This window comes from Pseudopedobacter sp. (assembly GCF_040392825.1).
Classification (GTDB): Bacteria; Bacteroidota; Bacteroidia; order Sphingobacteriales; family Sphingobacteriaceae; genus Pseudopedobacter.
Genome location: NZ_JBEBVH010000212.1, coordinates 1 through 7,019, shown reverse-complemented (window position 1 = coordinate 7,019; position 7,019 = coordinate 1). Strand labels below are relative to the sequence as shown.

Sequence of the window (7,019 nt, the reverse complement as noted above, 5' to 3'; positions counted from 1 at the left end):
AACAAATTATTATATAAAAAAGGCGAACACTGGAAGAAGAAACAATCTATCATTCCTGTATTAAAAACGAACACTTAAAGCAAAGATTATCTTATTACTTAAGCAAAGCGCAGATAAAATTCAGCAAATGAGCGTTTTTTTAAATTAAAGAAAATTAAAGGAAAGCATTATTACCTTTGCATACTCAATTAAAGAACCACAACAAACCAAATAGCGTTAAAATGAAAGTTACCGGATTTACGTTTATAAGAAATGCAGTCATTAACGATTATCCTATAGTTGAAGCAATTACTTCTATTTTGCCTATTTGCGATGAATTCGTAATTGCTCATGGTAACTCTGATGATAACACTTTAGAGCTCTTAAAGAACATAAACTCCCCAAAGATCAGAATTATAGATACAATATGGGACGAATCTCTCCGCGAAGGAGGGAGAACTTTTGCCGAAGAAACGAATAAGGCATTCCAGGCCATTTCTGCTGATACCGATTGGGCTTTTTATATTCAGGGTGACGAAGTAATACATGAAAAGTACCTTCCGATAATAAAGCGCGAAATGGAGATTTGTTTGAATGACGATAAAATTGAGGGGCTTCTTTTTAAGTACATTCATTTTTACGGATCGTATGACTATTATGCTTCTTCCAGAAGATGGTACCGAAAAGAAATAAGAGTACTTAAGAACCTCAAAGGAATTACCTCCTATAGAGACGCACAGGGATTTAGAATTAACGATAGAAAAATTCGTGTTAAAGAAATAAACGCTTATGTATACCATTATGGCTGGGTAAAACCTCCGCAGGGTTTAAATAATAAAGTGAGGAACTTCAACAAGTTTTATCATAGCGATGAATGGATAGAAAACAACTATCCAAAGGCCGATAATTTTGATTACGGGAATGCAGATGAATTAATTAAATTTAATTCTACTCACCCTGTATCAATTCGCGAAAGAATTTCGAATACTAATTGGGAGTTCTCCATTGATCCGACAAAAATAAAGAGGAAATTATCTTTAAGACGCCGGATATTAAGGTGGATTGAGGAAAAAACTGGCTATAGAGCATTTGAGTATAAAAACTACAAAAAAATTCGATAGTGATAGGAATGAAAAGTATATCTGTAGTTATACCTAATTATAATGGAAAGCACTTATTTGAGAAATATTTCGATGAGAATTATGAGATATTAAGCAATTTGGGCTCTAACACACAAATCATTGTTGTAGACGACGGTTCTACCGATGATTCTGTCTCCTATTTAGAGCAACACTATCAGAATAAAATTACTTTAATAAAGAAACAGAAGAATAGTGGCTTTTCCAATACTTGTAATATGGGAATAGCTATCGCTACAAATGAGCTTGTCTTTTTATTAAATACTGATGTCAAATTGGAAAAGAATTATTTCGATAATTTATTTCGCTATTTTGAGTCAGAAGACACTTTTGGCGTTATGGGGCGTATTATAGGAATGTATGATGAAAACATACAGGAGGCTGCCCGTTCACCTAAAATTTCTGGAAGGAAGATAAAACCAAGCAATTTTTTCTATATCGAAAATCCAGGAATATTAACTCCCACTTTTTATCTGTCGGGAGCAATTGCGCTTATCGACAATAAGAAACTGAAAGAACTAAATGGCTTTAACGAGTTATTTAACCCATTCTACTGCGAGGATCAGGAACTTTGTATAAGAGCCTGGCGTTTAGGCTGGAAATGCTACTATGAGCACAATGCCATTTGCCGTCATGAAGTTTCTGGCAGTACCAAGAATCATAGTGATAAACGAGCTGTTAAGAAGCTTTATTTCCGCAATCGATATTATGTCCATTATTTACATTTATATGGGTTTGATTTATTCTTATGGCATTTGCAGGTAATTTTTTCTGATGTTTTAATGGGTCTCTTCACATTTCAATCCTATAAAGCATCTGCATACTTTGCTGTATTCCTTAACAGGAAAAAATTAAAAAGAAAGAAAAGAGAATTTAGAGTACAAATGAAGCAACATAAGTCGAAACTTAGCTTAATAGGTGTTATCAAGAGAATAAGGGAGATTCTTAATGGGCAGGATGTTATAAGACTTTGACGGCTGTTTATATTTAAAAGCTCTCGCTTATAGAAAAAGAAATAAAACTATTTATTGAAATTAAGTATATTTATTCTTTACTTAGAAGTTATATTTTTATCAAGTATATGCTTCGAATTATAATTATTATTTTAAGGCTTAGCATATTATAGACCTGATTTATAAAAATTCCAATATGTTAAGCTACATTAAAAATTCATTAGCGAGAAAAAAAGCAAGAAGAGTAACCCGGGAATATCCGCCTGTAATTGAAACATTTGATTTAGGAAAATATGGAGCCATCGAGTTTGCGAACTGGTCTAATCCGCTTGTAAGCCAAATCAAAATAGACTCTCCTATGGTAGAGTTTTTTAATCAATTCATTAAAGAAGGAGACTTGGCCATTGATATTGGTGCAAATATTGGCGACACCACTGTTCCTATGGCTTTATGTACCGGAAAAAGTGGATTAACTATTGGTTTTGACCCTAACCCATTTGTATTCAAAATCTTACAGAAAAATGCATCTCTTAATAAAACAAGATATAATTTAGAACCTCAACCTTTCGCTATATCAACTCAGGATGAGGAATTTTTCTTCGTTTCTTCCGAAGCTTCATTTGCAAACGGGGCTATCTCTTCGACTAAAGAAAGCCATCATGGGCAATTTGTACAACCAGAAAAAGTTTATGGGGTAAATTTAAATACATTTTTAGAAACTAAATATCCAGATTGGGAAGGTAAGCTTACCTTTATAAAAATAGACACTGAAGGTTATGACAAGGAAATTATTAAATCTATAAGTGATTTGATATTAAAATATAAACCCACTATTATTGCCGAGAGCTTTGGTGCTTCAAGTGACGACGCGAAAATTGAACTTTATGACGTCATAAGCAGTAAAGGGTACGATATATTTTACTTTGAGGATTTCAATGTAAATTCAGGTATCAAACGTTTAGACAAAAATGAAGATATCATAAAATTTAAAAAGACGATAAATATCTATGCTACTCCTACTGATTAACATTCTCTAATGTCTTTTCGGTCATATTCCATAAAAGCTCTTATCAGTACATAATGATGAAAACATAATTGACGTTACGGAATGAAAAGTGTAATAGAATTATTATTGTGACATGGTGGGTTAAAAATATTCTATATTTTTGAATCATTCCAAAAGATTAAGTGGTATATAAAGAAAATAAAGGCGCAATTCACAAATAGATTAGATTGTTTAAATTTAAAAAAAGTATATCAGGATATCATCCCCTTCGTTCAATCAAAACGGGCCTATATACATCACCCAACATTAGGGCAAAAGAATACCTAATATTACTGTATAGAATTTTACTCTGCTTTTTGTTTTATCAAATTGCAAGAATGCTATTCTATGCTTTTAATACTTCTATTTTTAAATTAGACGGCATTTCGTCGCTTCTTAAACTTTGCTGGCATGGGATTGCATTCGATACCACAGCTATCTTATATATCAACAGCCTTTTTATACTGCTAAGCATACTGCCTTTAACTATCAATACTAAACCAGGATACCAAAAGTGGTTAATGGTTATATACTTTGTTACTAATTTAATTGCATACATCACCAATTTTATAGACTTTATTTATTATAGATTTAGCCAAACCAGGTCTACAAGAGCTACATTAGATGTTATCAAAAATGAAGAAAACGCCAATTCTCTGTTCTGGCATTTTTTCACCAGTTATTGGTATATATTGGTTGTTTTAATATTAATTTTTGCATTATGGATCTTCTTATATAAAAATGTAAAGTTAACGACTGTTAATACATTTAAACCACTAATTTATTTTCCGGTATCAGTTATTGGAATTCTGCTCACTGCATTTTTAATGATAGGAGGCATAAGAGGAGGATATAAACATAGTACCAGACCTATAAATATGGTCGATGCCTATCGTTATGTTACTGTTCCAAACCATGGCGACATTGTTTTAAATACACCTTTTGCAATTTTCAGAACCTTAAAAATAAAAGAATACAAAGTTCCGAATTGGGTAACGGAAGATTATATAAAACGAAATATTAAACCTGTAAAAACTTATCAAAATAGCTTCAGTACAGAAAAACCCAATATTGTCATTTTCATTTTAGAAAGTTTTGGAAGGGAATATTGGGGCTGTATGAATGAGAAATCCAATATTAAAGATTTTAAAACCCATACTCCCTTTTTAGACTCATTAAGTAAATCCAGTCTGATTTTCACCAACGCCTACGCCAATGGCAGACAATCTATACACGGCATGTCATCTGTACTTGCAGGGATTCCATCGTTTCAATACGCCTTTACTTCTTCTCCATATGCAAAACAAGATATCCAATCTATAATTTCTGTATGTGACAGTTTAGATTATCAAACATCCTTTTTTCATGGTGCTGCAAATGGCTCTATGGGGTTTCTGGGATTTTCCAATATTTTAGGATATAAGCATTATTTTGGTCGTACTGAATTTGATAATGAAGAAGAGTATGACGGAATCTGGGGAATCTGGGACGAACCTTTTTTCCAATATATGGGCAAAACAATTAGTCAACAGAAAAAGCCTTTTATGGCTACCATGTTCTCGCTTTCATCACACGATCCGTTTAAGGTCCCTGCTAAATATCAGGATAAATTTAAAGAAGGAAATGTACCTATCCATAAATGTGTAGAATATACTGATTACTCGATTCAGCAGTTTTTTGAATACGCAAAAAAACAAGAGTGGTATCAAAACACCATTTTTGTTTTCACGGCAGACCATACCAATCAAAATTATTACCAGGAATACAACAATTCAATAGACCGATTTGCTGTTCCTGTTATGTTTTTCAGTCCAAACCAAAATTATAAATTGCAAGGGATACGCGAAGATCTGGTTCAGCAAATCGACATCTATCCAACCCTTATAGATTTAATTGGCTACAACAAACCTTTCAGATCCTGGGGAAGAAGCTTAGTATCCAATCTTCCGGATGAAACTCCCAGAGTTATAAATTCTCCCGGTAATGTCTATCAATTCATGCAGAGTAATTATATCTATATTTTTGATGGAAAGAATTTCACCGGAATTTTCAATATCAATGATAAAGGCTTAACTCAAAATCTTAGTCAAGAAACGAATGACGAAATGCAGAAAGGCATGAATGATTGCAAAGCATTTATCCAGGATTATATGTTCCGCATCACAAAAAAGAAATTGAACGAACATTAAGCAATGGCTTTTTTAAAAAGCTATCTTTGTAAGATTATTCAAATTTAATGAAGACATACTTTAGACTTTTAGCATTTGCTAAACCCATAGAAAAATTTGCCATTCCATATCTTATATGCACTTTGTTCGCCGTCGTATTTGGCACATTAAATTTCGCTTTAATTATTCCTCTCCTAAACACGTTATTTGACGAAAGCAAAATAGTAGAAAAGGCAATCATGCCTGAATTCTCCTTGTCTTTCAGCTACTTTAAAGATTTATTTTTCTATTATTTTGATACTGCTATATTAGAAAAGGGTAGATTAGGTGCATTACAGTTTGTTTGTATCGTAATCATAGCTTCTAATTTGCTGGCAAATTTTTTCAAGTATTTTTCACAACGCATTATGGAAAACCTGCGCATTCACACTCTGTTAAAGCTCAGGAAAAGTGTATTTGATAATGTAATGAATCTGCATGTAAGTTATTTCAGTAACGAAAGAAAAGGAGATATTATATCTAAAATCGCATCAGATGTGCAAGTTGTGCAATTTTCGGTTACAGGTACATTGCAGGTAGTATTTAAAGAACCTCTGCAATTGATAGCATTCATAATCGCTCTGTTAATGATTTCGGTAAAACTCACTTTATTTTCCTTATTGGTAATTCCTATTTCTGGGTTAGTTATAGCTAGAATAGTAAAATCTTTAAAAAGACAAGCTAAAGAATCTGCCGAAACTTATGGAATGATGATTTCGTATTTAGACGAAGCTTTGTCTAGTATTAAAATCATCAAAGCATTCAATGCTATTCCCTTTGTTATAGGGAGATTTGATCGACAGAATGAAAAGTATAGCGCTATTGGAAAGTCGATGTCACGAAGACAGCAGATGTCTTCCCCCGTGTCAGAATTTTTAGGAATATGTACAGTTTCCGGCATTTTATTATACGGCGGGAACCTTATATTTAATCATAATTCTGAATTGTCTCCCGCAGATTTCATTGCTTATATTGCTATATTTTCGCAGGTGATGAGACCAGCGAAAGCGCTTACTGACTCCTTCAGCAATATACATTCAGGTCTGGCTGCTGGTGAACGTGTTCTTGAACTTATTGATACTAAGCCGCAAGTTATAGATAAACCCAACGCTGTTACTGCAGTACCTTTTTCAGATCGTATAGAGTTCAAAAATGTGTCTTTTGGATACTCCGATAAATTAGTACTGGACAACTTGAATTTTGACATAGAAAAAGGTAAAACAGTAGCTCTTGTTGGCCCTTCCGGAGGTGGAAAAAGTACAATTTCTGATCTGATCCCTAGATTTTACGATGTAACTGGCGGTGCCATATTATTTGACGGTACGGATATACGTGATTTAAAACTGGAATCTTTCCGCTCTCAGATGGGAATTGTAAGCCAGGAGTCTATTTTATTTAATGATACCATTTTCAACAATATCGCATTTGGAGTAGAAAATGTTAGTCAGCAAGAAGTAGAAGCTGCAGCTAAAATTGCCAACGCACATAATTTTATAATGGCTACGGATAAAGGTTATCAAACCAATATAGGGGACAGGGGAATGAAACTTTCAGGCGGGCAAAAACAACGTCTGAATATCGCCAGAGCCGTTTTAAGAAATCCTTCTATTTTAGTTTTAGATGAAGCTACTTCTGCTTTAGATACCGAATCTGAAAAACTGGTACAGGAAGCTATCAATAATTTAATGAAGAACAG

General features: G+C 33.4%; 5 protein-coding genes. All 5 read left to right on the top strand.

Annotation, left to right across the window (positions count from 1 at the left end):
• The first annotated feature begins 221 nt into the window (after positions 1 to 221).
• The gene (locus ABWO41_RS13640; protein ID WP_353139028.1) at positions 222 to 1,100 is read left to right on the top strand and encodes a glycosyltransferase family protein; all 879 of its coding nucleotides are present in this window, start codon (positions 222 to 224) and stop codon (positions 1,098 to 1,100) included.
• A gap of 8 nt (positions 1,101 to 1,108) precedes the next feature.
• Positions 1,109 to 2,092 (top strand): glycosyltransferase family 2 protein, encoded by a 984-nt coding sequence (locus ABWO41_RS13635; RefSeq protein ID WP_353139025.1) that lies wholly within the window; start codon positions 1,109 to 1,111, stop codon positions 2,090 to 2,092.
• A 175-nt stretch (positions 2,093 to 2,267) separates the two neighbouring features.
• Positions 2,268 to 3,098 (top strand): FkbM family methyltransferase, encoded by an 831-nt coding sequence (locus ABWO41_RS13630; RefSeq protein WP_353139022.1) that lies wholly within the window; start codon positions 2,268 to 2,270, stop codon positions 3,096 to 3,098.
• A gap of 335 nt (positions 3,099 to 3,433) precedes the next feature.
• Complete coding sequence (locus ABWO41_RS13625; protein ID WP_353139019.1) at positions 3,434 to 5,305, top strand: LTA synthase family protein; 1,872 nt, start codon at positions 3,434 to 3,436, stop codon at positions 5,303 to 5,305.
• A 47-nt stretch (positions 5,306 to 5,352) separates the two neighbouring features.
• The coding region (locus ABWO41_RS13620) for an ABC transporter ATP-binding protein (protein WP_353139016.1) at positions 5,353 to 7,019 on the top strand (1,667 nt) is incomplete at its 3' end.